This window comes from Pseudomonas sp. NFACC02 (genome assembly GCF_900110765.1).
Classification (GTDB): Bacteria; Pseudomonadota; Gammaproteobacteria; order Pseudomonadales; family Pseudomonadaceae; genus Aquipseudomonas.
On record NZ_FOEO01000001.1, the window covers coordinates 265,130 to 279,335 of the forward strand.

The following is a 14,206-nucleotide window of genomic DNA, read 5'->3' on the forward strand; positions in this document are numbered from 1 at the left end:
CGTGCTCAGAACGCGAGTTTGTAGCCGATGGCGATCAACATCACGGCCAGACACGGACGCAGGACAGTGTCAGGAATACGGCCGGTCAGATGACTGCCCATGTAGATGCCCGGCAACGAGCCCATCAACAGGAAGCCCAGCATCGACCAGTTCATGTTGCCCATGCTGGCGTGACCGAGCCCTGCAATCAGGGTCAATGGAACGGCGTGGGCGATCTCGGTGCCCACCAGTCGACGGGTGTCGAGGAACGGATAGAGGATAAACAACGCAACAGTGCCCAGGGCGCCCGCACCGATGGAGGTCAACGCCACCATGCCCCCCAGCACCACGCCTGTGATCACGGTCAGGGTGTTAAGGCTCTTGTCGCTCAGGCGATAGTGATCACCAGCATGACGATGTGCGAACGCAAGCAAGCGCTGCTTGAAAAAAATGGCCAGCGCGGTGAGCAGGAGGACAAACCCCAACCCCTGCTTGATCACCGAATTCATCGCTTCGGGCGCTGTATGCAGGCTGCTGAGAAACCACAGCGTCAGCCCCGCGGCGGGCACACTGCCGAGCGTGAGCCAGCCGGTGATGCCCCAGTCGATGTTGTCGTTCTTTTTGTGCACCAGCACGCCGCCGCTTTTGGTGATGGCGGCGTACAGCAGATCGGTGCCGACGGCCGTGGCAGGATTGATGCCGAACCACAACAGAATCGGCGTCATCAGCGAACCGCCTCCAACGCCAGTCATGCCGACAATGAACCCGACCAACAAACCTGCAACGACGAAACCTATATTGCCAAAATCCATTGTCATGCCTAACGAATGCGCAAATGCGGGAAAAAACTGGCGCGCAGGATAACGACCTTTCTTATAAAGACAGTAGACCGAAACGATCTATCGTTATAACCAGGCGCGCTGGCACGACCGTCAGGCTGTCCCCGTGGGAGATCAGGGCTCCCCTTCCCAATAATCCAGACGGGTGTCTGGCCGATGTATCGCCGTGAACGCTCGCGCCCCGTTGATCGTCACCATCGCCTGATATTTACCGGAGTCGGGGTATTCGCAAACCTCGGGCGTTTCCCGCGTGCTGATGGAGAGGTACTTGAGCGGCGCGTTGGAGGTATTGATGATCTGATGCGGGTATTCCGGCCCCGGAGGAATGAAGATCACGTCGCCGCTTTTGATCGGCAGCATCTGCCCGGCGACCCGTAGCGTGCCCTGCCCTTCGACGACCACGAACATCTCCTCCTGTGCGTAATGGAAGTGGTAAGGGCACGAACGTTTGCCCGCAGGGACGATATCCACCGACGCACCCAGCTTCTGCGCCGCCGTACCCGCTGCTAGACGCGCAGCCTGACTCTGATAGCGCGGCAAGCGTTGTTCGTCCTGCAAGGGCACTTCATTGAAGTTGCGAATCAGGCGCGTGGCCAGCGTGCTTTCGGCATCGGTCATGGCAGGCCCCGCTCAGCGCACAGCGACGATGAACAAACGCGGGAATGGCAACAGCACGGTGCCGTCGCCCAGCGCTGGATAGGCCTGACTGATCGCTTCCAGGTACGTGTCGAGAAAGGCCTGTTGCTCGTTTTCATCCAGCTTTTGCAGGTAGGGGCGCAGCGCCGAGCCCTTGAACCACTCGACCACGGCGGCATGGCCGCCCGCCAGCGGGTGATGATAGGTCGTGCGCCAGACATCGACCTCAGCGCAGTGCGGTTGCAATAGCTCGAAATAATAGGCCGCTGGATGCCGGTCAGGGTGTCTGACCGAGGCAATCTTGTCCGCCCACGGGCCGTTGGCGGCAATGTCGCGCGCCAGTCGGTGTGCAGGTTCCTCAAGGTTGTCGGGGGTTTGCACGGCCAGACTGCCACCCGGATTCAACCGGTTGACCAGCCGCGGGTACAGGTGCGCGTGATCAGGCACCCACTGCAAGGATGCATTGGCCAGAATGACATCGTATGTCTGCGGCGGGTTCCAGCGACCGATGTCGGCCAGTTCGAACGTCAGGGCTGGCAGACGCTGACGGGCGTCGCTGAGCATGTCTTCGGAGCTGTCCAGGCCGGTCATTCGCGCATCGGTGAAACGCTCGGCCAGCACCTCGGTGGAGTTGCCGGGTCCGCAGCCCAGATCGATCGCGGTCTTGACGTCGCGGGTCGGAATTGCAGCCACCAGATCGCGGACGGGACGCGTGCGCTGCTGCTCGAACATCGAATACTGCTTCGCTGACCAACTCATCAGGCGTTTCCTTTTTGTGGTGAAAGGCATGCCGGGAAGGTTAAAGCCTGCGTTGGCGGAGCACAAATGAAGAGCGGTGCGTGGACGGCATCGACGCCCTGCACCCTCAGCACCCTGACGCCCGTCCGTAGGTCAAAGGCGTGAACATGGGCAGCAGACTCTTGGCAGATGAGGTCTTTGGGCGTGGGTGCATTGTGCAGCGCAACCCGCCTCCTGCCTACTGCAACGTGGTGCCTTGCTGCCCGGTGCTTACAGCGTCACGCGACGGGTCAGATGACCTGCGGAGATCGGATATGACACATACAGTCCTGCGTCGACCTGCGCTCGTGACTTGTGCGCCAGTTGACGGACCTTGTCCGCTGCACCCAACAGTTGCTGTCGATCCAGCTCGCCGCTTTTCACGGCGCCAATGATCGCCTGGGCAATGCGGTCCAGCCCCGACTCGCTTGATACCAGCAGCAACTGCGCCCCCGCTTTCAACGCGGTGACCGCGGTTTCGGTGATGCCGTGGCCACGCAGAATCGACACCGCATCCAGGTCGTCGGAGATGATCAGACCGTCGAAGGCCAACGTGTCCCGCAACAGGCCTATGACTTTCTGCGAGGTGCTCGCCGATTGCGCTGGATCCAGCGCCGGAAATACCGCCGGCCCGGGCATTACGGCCTGAACACCTGCGGCGATTACCTGGCGAAACACCTCCAGGCCATCCTCCAGCGCCTCCATTCCACCGTGCACGATTGCGTGCGCTACTGCTGGATCGTGCTCGGTCTGGTTATGACCGGGGAAATGCTTGGCGGTTGCGATGACGCCCGCCCGTTGTACGCCGCGAATGAACGCGCAGGCAATGCGCGAAACCTCGGCTGGATCTGCCCCCAGATGACGGTCATGCAACCACGGATTAATGCCGGTGACCACGTCGACAATCGGCGCCAGGAACAGATTCACACCCATGACCCGCGCCGAACTGGCCATCTCATAGCTGCGTGCTTCAATGACGTCGACACTCAAGTCTCTCAGCGCATCGGCCGACGGCATCCCAGGCACCAAACGGTGCAGGCGCTGGATGCCGCCCAGTTCCTGATCAACCGCCACCAGAACTGGCGAACCCGCGCAGGCGGCGGCCTGTCTGGCGATGCCCGCAAAGTGCGCCTGGGTTTCGGAACGACGGCGCTCGAAACTCATGCTGCGCGCCAGGTATTCATCGCGTGTCTCACCCAGCAGGATCGAGACCCCACCCCGACTCAAGTAACGGCGCACGGTTTCATCCAGCTCCAGGCTGGAAACGGCTGGCAGCAACACCGCATACGCGGCTCTTTCGATTTCATCTGTCATTGACTTGCCCTTCACCCGGTTGATCACGGCGGCGCCCAATGGGGAATACTATCCGCACTGCTCGTTTTAGCTCACTTTATATGCAAACCGAGCACTGTCAATGCTCGATTCTGCCGTGACTGGGATCAAAGCAGTGAAAACCCTTACGTTTGACGATGCGTGTATCGATTCCAGGAATCAGACGCATGACCAGGAATCTTCCTCGGGCAGCATCAGAGCCGGTCCTTGAACCAGCGCCCTAGCCATAGGCCTTCGCGCTGACAGGTCACATCGGAGAGATCAGGCCCGACGATTGGGTCCTCCAGTGCCGGACGGTGTTCTTGGGGGTAAACATGCGATCGCCGGCTAATATTCACTTGCGCTTTAGGACGGCCATCATAGATTTTTTCGGCAACGCTCTTTTCATTTAAGCGTGAGCTGGTCAACATACGTGCCCAGGCGTAACAGGCTCGAAGTCAACTGATGTAAATGAAAACGTCTTACACCTCGCCTTCACATAAAATTTCGAAAAAACAAACACTTGCGAACGCCTCTTCCCAGACCTTCAATGATATTGAATTGATATATCGCTGGGGCGTGCCGCCTTCTAAAGTGAGCTCATTCTATGATTTCAGGACGAAATAGATGCGTCTTCTACTGCTGACAAGTTTGCTGGCCATTAGCCTTGCGGGCTGTGGTTCCACGCCCAACAACCCCTCCGTCGACCTGGAAACGCCCAAGGCCGCCGCAGACTACGCCCAGTGCGTATTCCCCAAATGGCAGAAGTTAAAGCCTGGGACCACGATGTCCGAGGGCAAAGGACACTACAAATTGCTGATCTCTGGCAAATTGTCGCAGGACGATATTCTCGAAGTGTTCAAAGGCAACCCCAACACGCGCGTGTTCTTGTATCAGCGTGCACCGCTTGCCTCGGCATTCGGTCAAAGTGCTTTGGAAAAAGCAGCACGCGAGTGCCTGTGATTTCAGCACCCGCCATCGGTCATGCCTGATCCAGGGTGATACCAGTGAAGCAATCGGACTGAACTTCACTTTTTTGATTCCCTCTAGAGAGCCGGTATCACTCGTTTTAGCGGGTGCAGTCTCACCTAGGAGGAATCACATCATGAGCAGCCAACTGAACGGCAAGAAGGTTTTGATCATCACCGCCAACACCGGCATCGAGCGCGATGAACTGCTCAAGCCGCTGCAAGCGCTGAAAGACATGGGCGCGGCGGTGACACATGCGACCATCAAGGGCGGTACCGCCCAGACCTTCCTGCACGACACCGATAAAGACACCAGCGTCACTTCAGACACCACGCTGGCCGGCTTGTCTGCCGATCAATTCGACGCCCTGGTCATTCCAGGCGGCACCGTCAACGCCGACACCCTGCGCCAGGACCACGACGCGCAACGTCTGGTCAGCGAATTCGCCAAGGCGGGCAAAACCGTTGCAGCGATCTGCCACGGGCCCTGGCTGTTGATCGATGCGGGCGTGATTGCCGGCAAGACACTGACCTCTTACCCCAGCGTCCGAACCGACCTGCTGAACGCCAAGGCCGCCGACTGGGTCGACACGCAAGTCAAAGAGTGCCCGGCCAACGGCTGGACGCTGATCACTTCGCGTACCCCCGACGACCTGCCAGCGTTCAACGAAGCGATCGGCAAATCGTTGCAGGCCGCCTGAACCTGCCCAGTTTTTCGTAGCGCCTAAACGAAAAACGCATCGACGCCGCTTTTTAGCGGCGTCGATGCGTTTGGGGAATCGATAACCCCGGTGGAAGACAGCGACGTACAGACCACCGGGGGAGCTCTCGCACTCACGACGTATGAGCAGCCCCCTCGCAACTAATTCAATTTTTTTTCAGAGGCCTTCGATTCTCTACCTGTCTTGGCGACAACTCGTCTTCGTAAACGAAAAAACTTGAAACCAATGATTCACACTCCCGTCGAGATAGAAAGGCCCACGCGATCATCGCAAGCCCCGACACGAGACTTGTCCATGATTGGAATCATCGTCCCCGCGCACAACGAAGAAGATTTTCTGGATGACTGCATCAAGTCATTGATTACCGCTTCCGGTCACGAAGACCTCGGGGGCGAGGCGGTAGAGATCCTGATCATGCTCGATGACTGTTCCGATGACTCCGAATTGATTGCCCGCAGTCACGGCGTTTCCGTGCATGCATGCCAACACCGCAACGTCGGCATGACCCGCGCGGCAGGCGCCCAACTGATGCTCGAACGGGGCGCCCGCTGGCTCGCGTTTACCGACGCCGACAGCGTCGTCCCTTATGCATGGCTTTCCGAGCAGGTTGCCTTTGGTGCGGATGCGGTTTGCGGCATTGTCCAGGTCGGTGACTGGTCCGAACATTCCGAGCAGGTTCGCCTGCGTTACGACGCGCTGTACCGTCCCGTCGATGGGCATCGACACATTCACGGCGCAAACCTGGGCGTGTCGTCAGCAGCGTACCGCCGTGCCGGAGGGTTCAGGGCGCTGAAGGCCCATGAGGATGTTCACCTGGTGCAGGATCTGGAGCGCACAGGGGCGGCGATCGTCTGGACCGCTCGAAACAGTGTCACGACCAGCGCGCGCAAGCATTGCCGGTGCAAAGAAGGCTTTGGCGATTATCTAAATTCACTGGCGACTCAAACGTTATTAGGCTAACCCTCCGCACACTGCGCGCAACGATACTTCGATCTGCGACACGGCGGCCCTCACCTGAGCGGGACAGCGACTGATGCAACTGATAAAGAACCGGGCCAATCCAGGGGACGACACCTTGGGCGGCGGGATGCCAAGTGCTAGCGTCGCCATGCCCAAAACCGGAAACTGGTTCAAACGCCTGCTGGCGTTTACCGGGCCGGGTTATATGGTCGCCGTGGGGTATATGGATCCGGGCAACTGGGCGACGGACCTTGCGGGTGGGTCGCAATTCGGTTATCTCCTGCTCTCGGTCATCCTGCTTTCCAACCTGATGGCGATCGTATTGCAGGCATTGTCTGCACGCCTGGGCATCGTGACCGGGTGGGATCTGGCCCGCGCATGCCGCGAACGGTACAGCCGGCCCGTTTGCATCGCGTTGTGGATCGCCTGCGAAATTGCAATCATTGCCTGCGACCTGGCAGAAGTCATCGGGACGGCGATCGCCTTGAATCTGCTGTTCGGTATTCCACTGGTGTGGGGCGCGGTGATTTCAGCCATCGACGTCTTCCTGATTTTCCTGCTGATGGGCAGAGGGTTCAGGGCACTGGAAGCTTTTGTCATCGCGCTGCTGCTGATCATCTTCGGTTGTTTCGCCATTCAGATGGTCCTGGCCCGTCCGGACATGGCCGAACTGTTTGCCGGGTTCATCCCCAGGGCTGAGGTCGTGACCAACCCGGCAGCGCTTTACTTGGCCATCGGCATCATCGGCGCCACGGTCATGCCGCATAACCTGTACCTGCACTCCTCCATCGTCCAGACCCGCGCTTACCCACGAACCGATGAAGGCCGCAAGATTGGCTTGCGATGGGCAGTGACCGACAGCACCATCGCCCTGACCATTGCGTTGTTTGTCAATGCCGCGATCCTGATCACCGCCGCGACGGTCTTTCACAAGGCGGGTAAAACCGATGTGGTGGAAATTGAGCAGGCCTATCATCTGCTTTCGCCCATGCTGGGGGTGGGGATAGCGTCGGCCTTATTCGCGGTGGCACTGCTGGCATCGGGGATTAATTCAACAGTCACTGCCACCCTGGCCGGTCAGATCGTCATGGAAGGCTTTCTCAGCCTCAAACTCCCCGGCTGGGTCCGCCGCCTGCTGACCCGAGGGCTGGCGATCATCCCCGTGGTGGTGGTCACCAGCCTCTACGGGGCCGAAGGGACCGCAAAACTGCTGGTGCTCAGCCAGGTCATCCTGTCGATGCAACTGCCCTTCGCCATCGTGCCAATGGTGCGCTTCGTGTCGGACCGCAAGTTGATGGGCGCCTTCGTGACCGGCCCGGTGTTAACGACACTGTCGTGGGCCATCGCGCTGTTGATCATCGGGCTGAATCTGGTGCTGCTGGTGGGCATGTTTCGAGCGTGAGACCTGGGACACCCATTCGCGGCCCTCGTAACCTCGGACGGCTCCTACAAGTCCGGGTTGGCTCATAAACCGGTGTCCAGACCGCAGACCTGTGGGAGCCAGCTTGCTGGCGAATGCTGTGGGTCAGCGACATCGATGGTGAATGCCCCACCGCATTCGTCCGAGTGCGGCCCAGACCCTCGTGACCTCGGACGGCTCCTACAGAGCGCGGGTTGGCTCGTAAACCGGTGTCCAGACCGCAGACCCTGTAGGAGCCGGCTTGCTGGCGAACGCGGTGGGTCAGCAACATCAACGGCATCTGGAGCTCACGTCATTTCATGGCGCCGTGATCGTGGCCCATGTCCATCTTCTCCATCATGGCGCGCGCCGGTGCCTGCACGTTGATCGTTTCCCGTACGCCCTTGTCGTTCTCGACAGTGAGGGTCAGCGGAACCAGATCGCCCTCCTTGATCTGCCTGACCAGCCCCATGAGCATCACGTGGTACCCGTCAGGATCAAGCGAGACAGTCTTGCCGGCAGGCAGTGCCACCGAATCCACTGGCCCCATTCGCATGACGTCGTTGGTCATGCTCATTTCATGAATCTGCACATCCTTGGCGGCAGGCGAGCTGACGCTGAGCAACCGGCTGTCGCTGTCGGCGGTCACGCGCATGAACGCGCCCGAGGACGGCTGACCCGGCACTGAGGTGCGCACCCAGGCATCTTCCACGGTGGTTTGCGCGAGAGCCGACAGACTGCAACCGGCCAGCAGCGACGCCATCAGAACCCGGGCAGCGTTGGAAAAAAGAGCAGTCATCAGCAGACCTCCATGACAGTGAGCAGATCTTCCGCGCATTGTTTGGCGGACAGCGAGGGCGACAGGCCAAGGCGCAGGTTACCGCGCGAATCGAACACGAAACTGGTTGCCGTGTGGGACATGGTGTAGGTGTCCCCGACCGGGACCTTTTCGTAGAACACACCAAACTCCTTGGCCACTGCCCGGGTTTGCTCCAGCGTGCCGCGCAGTGCGACAAAGCTCGGGTCAAACTGCTTGACGTAAGCGTCGAGTATTTCAGGCGTATCGCGTTCGGGATCGACGGTGATGAAGATTACCTGCATGGTCTTGCCGTCTTCGCCCATCAGCTTTTTAGCCTGAACCGCGCGCGCCAATGCCGTCGGGCACACCGATGGGCACTGGGTGAACCCGAAGAACACCACCGGCATCAGTCCGCGATAGCTGGACAGTGTCTTGACCTCACCCTGGGTGTCGGTGAGCTTGAAGGTACGGCCCATGATCTTGTTGCTCAGATCCTTTCCGTATTTGAAATCCAGCGCGGTGGTCGAACCGTCGCACCCGGCAAGAAGTCCGAGGCCCAACAGGCCCAGACCCGTGACCACCTGACGGCGGGTCAGTAAATCATTCATGTGACGAACTCTCTGAGGCAGCAGCCAGCGCCAACGCCGGCCTTGACTCGTCCCGCTTCTCACTGACGGCAGAACCCTGCCTTGAACGGCGAAGAAGGGACGATCCTAAACATCACGGTTTGATGCCGCTGCGCTCAAGGCGCCTGCGGGGCGATTCCGGGGAAGGCCTGTCGAGGTGGTCTGCGCAGCCGGTCATCGGAGCGTGGCACGCGCTGATGCGGTAGACGTGTCAGCCAGCTCAGGCTGATGAAAAACACCAGCGACAGTGCAACCGCGCCGGCAAACGCACAATCGGTCATCGACAGCTTCATCAGTTGAGCGTGCTCGCCCATCTGCGTCATGTCCATGTGCCCTGAGCGTTCCTGATGCTCGCTACAGTGGACGTTCGCGCTCAGTTGATTGAACGCCCGCAGCATCTGCCCGTGGCTCAGGCTGCACACAAGCCCACTGAACAGGACGATGCCGTACAGCATCCAGGCAATGAGCGATTGATGGGTTCGGACGAATTTCATGGGACGGCATTCTACCGCTTTGCGCTCCGCGACATCCGTTGACGCCGGACTGCCGGGTGCGACAAAACCGCGCAGCGGGTGTCGTTGTCTGAAAACTCCGCCATTCCCCGATGGTGTGCCCGCCCATCCCCGTGAAAATGCCGTCCCGAAGTTTTTTGAACCCCGCCCGGCGCCAGATGCCTCATTTCATGAACAGCCTTTCACGAACAGCGCACGCACGTCGCGTCGACGTTGAACCTGGCGGAGACATTTGGATATGCGCGATGAAGAAGGACTTGAATCGGCGTTGGCAGCTTTTGCCCGCCGGCCTAATGTCCCCATGACCGACGAACGGCTCAGCGAAGCGATGCGCCTGTGCATCGCACGCAACCTGGATCGCTTGCCGTTGCCGGGCAGCGGTGAAACATTGGTGCGATGGCAACAACTGGCTCACGTCGCCGGAACCGACCTCGCCCTGCTCAAACTGTATGAGGGTCATACCGATGCGCTGGCCATTCTCCAGGAACTTGGCTGCGCGCCGTTCGCCGAGCCGGGCATCTGGGGTGTCTGGGCCGCTGAGCCGCCGACCGCGAGGGTCATCATCCGTGACCGACAGGGCGATCAAGTCCGCCTGGATGGCACCAAGGCCTGGTGTTCCGGCGCACAACAGATCGACTATGCGCTGATCACCGCCTGGACGGAACAGGATCAACCGCAATTGATCGCTGTGCGCCTCAATGGACCTGGCATCCGTGTCGATGCGCAACACTGGCAGGCAGTGGGCATGGGCAGCACGGCCAGTGTCGACGTCCATTTCGAACGAGCGACAGGTTACTGCGTGGGAGAACCCGGCGCGTACCTGGAGCGTCCAGGGTTCTGGCAAGGCGGTGCGGGTATCGCAGCGTCCTGGTATGGCGCCGCCGTCGCACTGGCTCGTTCACTCCACCGACAACGTCAACAGGGTCGCGCTGATCCGCATGCCGACGCGCACCTGGGATCGGTGGACGCCGCCCTGCTGGGCGCCTCCGCCGCTCTCAGGGAATGCGCAGCCTGGATCGATGCTCACCCCCATGACGATGCCCGGCTGCCCGTACAACGCGTTCGCGCCCACGTCGAAATGGCAGTGGAGCAAGTATGCCGCCATGTCGGCCGCGCACTGGGCGCGACGCCGTTCTGCCGCGACCCGCACTTTGCCCGGCTGGCCGTGGACCTGCCGGTGTTCATCCGGCAAAGCCATGCTGAACGGGATCTCGCGCAATTGGGTCAACTGTTGAGCCACCGCACAACCGAGGATTGGTCGTTATGAATCAGACAGCCCCTTTTGGGGTCACCGGTACACCGTTGAGCGAATGGCGCGACAGCGTGGCGTTGAGCGGCGTTCGCCCCGTTGAACTCGACGCGTTGGTCCCACCGGGTGCGCGGCTGGTTGTGCTGGCACCTCATCCCGACGACGAGGTGCTCGCCTGCGGCGGGCTGCTGGCGGCCATGGCCAACCGGCAGGAAGACGTACAGCTGATTTCAGTGACCGACGGCGAAGGCAGTCACCCGGGGTCCACGCAGTGGCCTCGCTCACGCTTGCGCGTCGAACGGCGCAAGGAAAGCGAGCGTGCCGTCACCGCCTTGGGCTTCGACCTGCCGCGACTGGCCTGGCAGCGGTTGGGCATGAGCGACGGCCAGGTCGCCGACCGCGCAGACGCCTTGATCGCGCTGCTGACCGAAGATCTGCGGCCAACCGATGTGCTCGTGACCACCTGGCGTCACGATGGCCACTGCGATCATGAGACGGTCGGGCATTGTGCCGCTCAGGCTGTCGCGAACACGGGGGCTACGTTGCTGGAAATCCCCGTCTGGGCCTGGCACTGGGCCGAACCCAACGACCCGCGTATTCCCTGGCAGCAAGCGCGAAAGTTCATGCTCAGCGACGCGCAACTGCAGCGCAAGCGCCGGGCAATCAACGCTCATGCCAGCCAGTTACACGACGACGTCAGCACGGGCGCCGCCCCAGTCCTTGACACGGTCACCCTGGAGCGATTGCTTCAACCTTTCGAATTGGTGTTTCTGTGAGTACTTCTGTGAGTGTACCGGCCGACTATTTCGACGAACTGTTCGCCGATAACGATGACCCGTGGGCCTTTCGCACCCGCTGGTACGAACAGCGTAAACGCGACGTCACCTTGGCTGCCCTGCCCCGCCAACGCTATGCACGCGGGTTCGAGCCGGGGTGCGCGAATGGGGAGTTAAGCCTGCGACTTGCAGAACGCTGCGATCAGTTGCTGTGTATGGACATGAGCAGTCGGGCGGTTGAACTGGCGCGAACGAGACTCGCGCCGTTTCCCCAGGCGCAGGTCGTCGAGGGGTGCCTGCCGCACGATTGGCCCAAAGGCCAGTTTGACCTGATCGTGATCAGCGAGTGGGCGTACTACCTGGAACCTGAATTGTTCGTGGCAGTGATCGAACGCCTTGCCAACTCGCTCACCCCGGATGGCGCAGTCTTGGCGTGCCACTGGCTGCATCCGATCGACGGCTGTCCCATGCACGGCGCTGACGCTCACGCACTCATCAGCCGGCACCTGCCGCTGACACGCACGCTGCGGCATGAAGAAACGGATTTCCTGCTGGAGATGTGGAGCCGGCAAACGGCAGGCATCGATCTATCGGAGCAGGTTCGGACGTAACGACGACGAGGCCACGGTGCCACCAGGCCGTTGGCCCTGATGAGCTGTTGATCAGAGAACCGAGCGAGGGCCAAAGCGCTCGCTCTTTTGTTTCCAGTTCTGCGCTATCGCCGTTTTTCCAGGTCACGCGTCCGGATCGATCAGAGGCACCGTGGCATCGCGGTCAAACTGCGACCCGGGGTCTTCATTGCCCGGATCGTTATCAACGTCCACCTCCACGTCCTCTTCCTCCGGGTGAATGTCGGGCTGATGCGCGGTGTCCAGGTCGCTCGGTAAAGGGGTGTGCATGGCAGGATCCTTACATTCAGTGGGGGTCAGGCAAGACCCGGTCAACAGGTTCAGATTAGCTTCCGCTGACAGTCCAGTGGGTGTGCCGCGCCTTGGGTTTGGCTCAGATAGATAGTCACACAACGCTGCAGATCATTGCGGAAAAGTTGCACGGGAGACCCGAGGCGGCAGGCCGGTCCTGATGGAATGCGCGGCATCAGCCTCCATCAACCAGAACTCCTGCTTCAATCAACGATCAGTAATCAACACCGGAAGCTCATTGCAGAGCGTACACCCGGATCTCCATGACGCCAGACAGGACACCTCAATGAGTCTGCACGACAAGATCATCGGCCGCCTTGGTTTCGGCGCCGCCCCATTGGGCAACATGTTTCGTGAGATCAGCGAAGAAGAGGCTGCGGCGACCGTGCAAACCGCCTGGGATCAGGGCATTCGCTATTTCGACACCGCGCCGCTCTACGGGGCTGGCTTGTCCGAACAGCGCCTGGGAAGGGCACTGGCCCACGTGCCGCGCGAGCAGTACACCCTCAGCACGAAGATTGGCCGGCTGATCTCCGACGAGTTGAATTCGGAACCCCAAAGCGGCCCGTTCAGCCATGGGCTGAAAAACAGGATTGTCACCGACTATTCGGCCGATGCCACCCTGCGCTCCATCGCTGCCAGTCTCGAGCGGCTGAAGACCGATCGACTGGACGTCGTGTTCGTGCACGACGTGGCGCAGGATGCCCACGGGGACGAGTGGATCGAGCACTTCAACGTCGCCCGCAAGGGCGCTTTTCGCACCTTGACGCGCTTGCGCGAGGAAGGCGTGATCAAGGCCTGGGGGCTGGGCGTCAACCGTGTCGAACCCTGCGAACTGACGCTGGACCTTTCCGAGGCGCAACCTGACGGGTTCCTGCTGGCCGGCCGGTATTCGTTGCTGGACCACGATCAGCCACTGCAGCGTCTCTTCGCAAAAGCCCGTGAGCATAACGCCGAATTCGTCATCGGCGGTCCTTACAGCTCCGGCGTGCTGGTGGGCGGCAAGCATTTCGAATACCAGGACGCGCCGCAGGCGATGCTCGACAAAGTGGCGCACATTCAAGAGATCGCCCGTCAGTATCAGGTCGATATCAAATCGGCGGCGCTGCAATTCGTGCTGGCCAACCCTTTGGTCGCTGCCGTGATTCCGGGGGCCAGCCGCCCTTCACGCATCATCGAAGACGTCACGGCACTTCACGCCCAGGTACCGGATGGTTTCTGGCAAGCGATGCGGGATCAAGGACTCATTGCCCAACACGCGCCGGTCCCGGTCAAACCCTGATGCTGCCGGACGGGAGCCCGAAGGATAGCGATGATCGGCAGATCGCAGGCATGTCCGGCGCGCATGCCCGCCCTGTCGAACATCTCACTGACAGGTGATTCCCCTCAGGCGACTGAATCGTTTAGTATCCCCGCCGCCGGTTTCCACTCGGAATTAATAGGGAATCCACGGGCCTGCCTTGCCAGGCTCAAACGGAACTGTCCCCGCAACTGTAGGCGCTGAGCCCTGCTTCAAAATGCCACTGGGTCCCCCCGGGAAGGCTGAAGCCAGGCGAGGACGCGCCAGTCAGGAGACCTGCCGGCCAGCGTTAATCACTCACCGGCGGGGTGTCCGGGAAGGACACCCGTGCGCGCCTTTCCGGCGTGATCGGCACTTGCCCTGCCTCGGCAGCGGCGAGCGGGATGTGCTTTCCAGTGCCTGCTTTCAGCCATCAGGTTCACTGGAGATACCC

The 14,206-nt window shown here is 60.6% G+C and carries 16 protein-coding genes and 1 riboswitch; of the genes, 8 read left to right on the plus strand and 8 right to left on the minus strand.

Annotated elements, in window-relative coordinates; all coding sequences use genetic code 11:
- Positions 1-5: 5 nt before the first annotated feature.
- The 4 genes from BMY73_RS01350 to BMY73_RS01365 form a co-directional block, all read right to left on the minus strand.
- A complete protein-coding gene (locus BMY73_RS01350) occupies positions 6-791 on the minus strand; it encodes a sulfite exporter TauE/SafE family protein (RefSeq protein WP_092404464.1) in 786 nt (261 codons plus the stop codon).
- Between the two features lie 141 nt (positions 792-932).
- Positions 933-1,436 carry a cupin domain-containing protein gene (locus BMY73_RS01355; protein ID WP_092404466.1) on the minus strand — a complete coding sequence of 168 codons (504 nt, stop codon included), beginning with the start codon at positions 1,434-1,436 and terminating at the stop codon, positions 933-935.
- A 12-nt stretch (positions 1,437-1,448) separates the two neighbouring features.
- Positions 1,449-2,213: a trans-aconitate 2-methyltransferase gene (gene tam / locus BMY73_RS01360; protein WP_092404468.1), complete on the minus strand. Its 765-nt coding sequence runs from the start codon at positions 2,211-2,213 to the stop codon at positions 1,449-1,451.
- 249 nt (positions 2,214-2,462) lie between these two features.
- Positions 2,463-3,545, minus strand: coding sequence for a glycoside hydrolase family 3 N-terminal domain-containing protein (locus tag BMY73_RS01365; RefSeq protein WP_092404720.1), 1,083 nt, complete (start codon positions 3,543-3,545; stop codon positions 2,463-2,465).
- A 624-nt stretch (positions 3,546-4,169) separates the two neighbouring features.
- Between BMY73_RS01365 and BMY73_RS01370 the strand changes: the two genes are divergently transcribed.
- The 4 genes from BMY73_RS01370 (at position 4,170) to BMY73_RS01385 (ending at position 7,594) form a co-directional block, all read left to right on the plus strand.
- Positions 4,170-4,505, plus strand: coding sequence for a hypothetical protein (locus tag BMY73_RS01370; protein WP_092404470.1), 336 nt, complete (start codon positions 4,170-4,172; stop codon positions 4,503-4,505).
- Between the two features lie 142 nt (positions 4,506-4,647).
- Positions 4,648-5,211, plus strand: a complete 564-nt coding sequence (locus tag BMY73_RS01375; RefSeq protein WP_062388888.1) for a type 1 glutamine amidotransferase domain-containing protein — start codon at positions 4,648-4,650, stop codon at positions 5,209-5,211.
- A 315-nt stretch (positions 5,212-5,526) separates the two neighbouring features.
- Entirely contained in the window at positions 5,527-6,192 is a 666-nt protein-coding gene (locus BMY73_RS01380) for a glycosyltransferase family 2 protein (RefSeq protein ID WP_092404472.1), read from the plus strand.
- A gap of 127 nt (positions 6,193-6,319) precedes the next feature.
- Positions 6,320-7,594, plus strand: a complete 1,275-nt coding sequence (locus BMY73_RS01385) for an Nramp family divalent metal transporter (protein ID WP_218190140.1) — start codon at positions 6,320-6,322, stop codon at positions 7,592-7,594.
- A gap of 310 nt (positions 7,595-7,904) precedes the next feature.
- Here the strand turns inward: BMY73_RS01385 and BMY73_RS01390 are convergent, their stop codons facing one another.
- The 3 genes from BMY73_RS01390 to BMY73_RS01400 all read right to left on the minus strand — a co-directional run bounded on the left by BMY73_RS01390 (position 7,905) and on the right by BMY73_RS01400 (position 9,510).
- Positions 7,905-8,390 (minus strand): copper chaperone PCu(A)C, encoded by a 486-nt coding sequence (locus tag BMY73_RS01390; protein WP_092404476.1) that lies wholly within the window; start codon positions 8,388-8,390, stop codon positions 7,905-7,907.
- Entirely contained in the window at positions 8,390-8,998 is a 609-nt protein-coding gene (locus BMY73_RS01395; RefSeq protein WP_062388900.1) for an SCO family protein, read from the minus strand. The genes BMY73_RS01390 and BMY73_RS01395 overlap by 1 nt, the downstream gene beginning before the upstream one ends.
- A 134-nt stretch (positions 8,999-9,132) precedes the next feature.
- Positions 9,133-9,510, minus strand: a complete 378-nt coding sequence (locus tag BMY73_RS01400) for a DUF2946 family protein (protein ID WP_092404478.1) — start codon at positions 9,508-9,510, stop codon at positions 9,133-9,135.
- Between the two features lie 256 nt (positions 9,511-9,766).
- Here BMY73_RS01400 and BMY73_RS01405 point away from each other — a divergent pair, with 256 nt between their 5' ends.
- Genes BMY73_RS01405 through BMY73_RS01415 form a run of 3 tightly spaced genes read left to right on the plus strand, consistent with a single transcriptional unit; the run spans position 9,767 to position 12,164 of the window.
- A complete protein-coding gene (locus tag BMY73_RS01405) occupies positions 9,767-10,795 on the plus strand; it encodes an acyl-CoA dehydrogenase family protein (RefSeq protein ID WP_092404480.1) in 1,029 nt (342 codons plus the stop codon).
- Positions 10,792-11,553, plus strand: a complete 762-nt coding sequence (locus tag BMY73_RS01410) for a PIG-L deacetylase family protein (RefSeq protein WP_092404482.1) — start codon at positions 10,792-10,794, stop codon at positions 11,551-11,553. The genes BMY73_RS01405 and BMY73_RS01410 overlap by 4 nt, the downstream gene beginning before the upstream one ends.
- An 8-nt stretch (positions 11,554-11,561) precedes the next feature.
- Positions 11,562-12,164, plus strand: coding sequence for an SAM-dependent methyltransferase (locus BMY73_RS01415; protein ID WP_092404722.1), 603 nt, complete (start codon positions 11,562-11,564; stop codon positions 12,162-12,164).
- Positions 12,165-12,287: 123 nt separating this feature from the next.
- Here BMY73_RS01415 and BMY73_RS28235 read toward each other — a convergent pair whose 3' ends face one another.
- A complete protein-coding gene (locus BMY73_RS28235) occupies positions 12,288-12,452 on the minus strand; it encodes a hypothetical protein (RefSeq protein WP_175500102.1) in 165 nt (54 codons plus the stop codon).
- A gap of 307 nt (positions 12,453-12,759) precedes the next feature.
- On the opposite strand from BMY73_RS28235, the gene BMY73_RS01420 reads away from it, so the two are divergent.
- Entirely contained in the window at positions 12,760-13,755 is a 996-nt protein-coding gene (locus BMY73_RS01420) for an aldo/keto reductase (RefSeq protein WP_092404484.1), read from the plus strand.
- Positions 13,756-13,875: 120 nt separating this feature from the next.
- Positions 13,876-14,072: riboswitch (cobalamin riboswitch) on the plus strand.
- Positions 14,073-14,206: the final 134 nt, after the last annotated feature.

Excerpts from the sequence above, each read along its gene's own strand:
- BMY73_RS01350 (WP_092404464.1), bottom strand. The coding sequence starts at position 791 with ATGGATTTTGGCAATATAGGTTTCGTCGTTGCAGGTTTGTTGGTCGGG.
- BMY73_RS01355 (WP_092404466.1), bottom strand. The coding sequence starts at position 1,436 with ATGACCGATGCCGAAAGCACGCTGGCCACGCGCCTGATTCGCAACTTC.
- tam (WP_092404468.1), bottom strand. The coding sequence starts at position 2,213 with ATGAGTTGGTCAGCGAAGCAGTATTCGATGTTCGAGCAGCAGCGCACG.
- BMY73_RS01365 (WP_092404720.1), bottom strand. The coding sequence starts at position 3,545 with ATGACAGATGAAATCGAAAGAGCCGCGTATGCGGTGTTGCTGCCAGCC.
- BMY73_RS01370 (WP_092404470.1), top strand. The coding sequence starts at position 4,170 with ATGCGTCTTCTACTGCTGACAAGTTTGCTGGCCATTAGCCTTGCGGGC.
- BMY73_RS01375 (WP_062388888.1), top strand. The coding sequence starts at position 4,648 with ATGAGCAGCCAACTGAACGGCAAGAAGGTTTTGATCATCACCGCCAAC.
- BMY73_RS01380 (WP_092404472.1), top strand. The coding sequence starts at position 5,527 with ATGATTGGAATCATCGTCCCCGCGCACAACGAAGAAGATTTTCTGGAT.
- BMY73_RS01385 (WP_218190140.1), top strand. The coding sequence starts at position 6,320 with ATGCCAAGTGCTAGCGTCGCCATGCCCAAAACCGGAAACTGGTTCAAA.
- BMY73_RS01390 (WP_092404476.1), bottom strand. The coding sequence starts at position 8,390 with ATGACTGCTCTTTTTTCCAACGCTGCCCGGGTTCTGATGGCGTCGCTG.
- BMY73_RS01395 (WP_062388900.1), bottom strand. The coding sequence starts at position 8,998 with ATGAATGATTTACTGACCCGCCGTCAGGTGGTCACGGGTCTGGGCCTG.
- BMY73_RS01400 (WP_092404478.1), bottom strand. The coding sequence starts at position 9,510 with ATGAAATTCGTCCGAACCCATCAATCGCTCATTGCCTGGATGCTGTAC.
- BMY73_RS01405 (WP_092404480.1), top strand. The coding sequence starts at position 9,767 with ATGCGCGATGAAGAAGGACTTGAATCGGCGTTGGCAGCTTTTGCCCGC.
- BMY73_RS01410 (WP_092404482.1), top strand. The coding sequence starts at position 10,792 with ATGAATCAGACAGCCCCTTTTGGGGTCACCGGTACACCGTTGAGCGAA.
- BMY73_RS28235 (WP_175500102.1), bottom strand. The coding sequence starts at position 12,452 with ATGCACACCCCTTTACCGAGCGACCTGGACACCGCGCATCAGCCCGAC.
- BMY73_RS01420 (WP_092404484.1), top strand. The coding sequence starts at position 12,760 with ATGAGTCTGCACGACAAGATCATCGGCCGCCTTGGTTTCGGCGCCGCC.